1 protein-coding gene is annotated in these 1,254 nt (G+C 55.9%); it reads left to right on the top strand.

Features of this window, described 5'->3' with window-relative positions; genetic code table 11:
* Positions 1–1,254 (top strand): immunoglobulin-like domain-containing protein (locus tag E1K68_RS27490; RefSeq protein WP_346344433.1); only part of this gene is annotated, 1,254 nt, incomplete at both ends.

Genomic DNA, 1,254 nt, shown 5'->3' with positions numbered 1-1,254 from the left:
GCAACAAGGCCGGTACTGACGTCACCTTGAAGCTGGATAACGGCTCTTCGATCACTATCAAAGCTGGCGAAACCGTCGGCACCGTGACTGTGCCTGCGCCTACCGATGACGTGTTTATCGATAAGAGCACCCAAACCGTCAAGATCACCGAAACCACTGGCGGCAACTTCGAAAAACTCGAAGTGGCAGGAAACGGCGCAACCACCACGATCAACGACACCATCGACAAAGTCGATGTGGTCCTGACCGCCACTACCACCGTCGGCGAAGGCGGCAATATCGTCTACACCGCCAGCCTTGTGGATAAGAACGGCGCACCGGTGACCAACATCACCAATCCGCTGACCGTGACATTGGATAACGGCCAGACCATCACTATTGGCGTAAACCAGTCGAGCGGTTCTATCACCACCATCGCGCCAGACGATGTCTACAAAGGCGACCAGACCGTCACTACCGCCATCAAAGGCGTGACCGGCGGCGAGCACTTTGAAAATCTGGTTCCAGGTACTACCCCGGTTAATACCACCGTTACGGATACACCAGGCACTGACAACACCACTACGGTGACGCTGACCGCTCCGGCCGAGGCAAACGAAGGTGGGCAGATCACGTACACCGCCACGCTTTCCAACAAAGCGGGCACTGACGTAACGCTGAAACTCGACAACGGTTCTTCGATCACCATCAAGGCTGGCGACACTGTTGGCACTGTGACTGTGCCCGCTCCAAGCGATGACGTGTTCATCGATAAAAGTACCCAGACCGTCAAGATTACTGACGCTTCCGGCGGCAACTTCGAAAAACTCGAAGTCGCAGGTAACGGCGCAACGACCACGATCAACGACACCATCGACAAGGTGGATGTAGTTCTAACTGCTACCACTACCGTCGGCGAAGGCGGCAACATCGTCTACACCGCCAGCCTTGTGGATAAGAACGGCGCGCCGGTGACCAACATCACCAACCCGCTGACCGTGACATTGGATAACGGTAAAACCATCACCATCGGCGTAAACCAATCGAGCGGTAGCGTTTCGGTTCTTGCTCCTGATGATGTGTACAAGGGCGACCAAACTGTCACCACCGCTATAAAGGGTGTGACCGGCGGCGAGCATTTCGAGAACCTGGTGCCTGGCACTACGGCAGTGAACACCACTGTCACCGATACCCCCGGTACCGACAACACCACCACTGTGACGCTGACAGCGCCAAGTGCCGTTAACGAAGGTGGTCAGATCACTTACACCGCGA

Source organism: Pseudomonas sp. B2021, assembly GCF_018135665.1.
Classification (GTDB): domain Bacteria; phylum Pseudomonadota; class Gammaproteobacteria; order Pseudomonadales; family Pseudomonadaceae; genus Aquipseudomonas; species Aquipseudomonas lactis.
The sequence above is the reverse complement of the archived record's forward strand: the minus strand, read 5'-3'. Positions and strand labels throughout refer to the sequence as shown.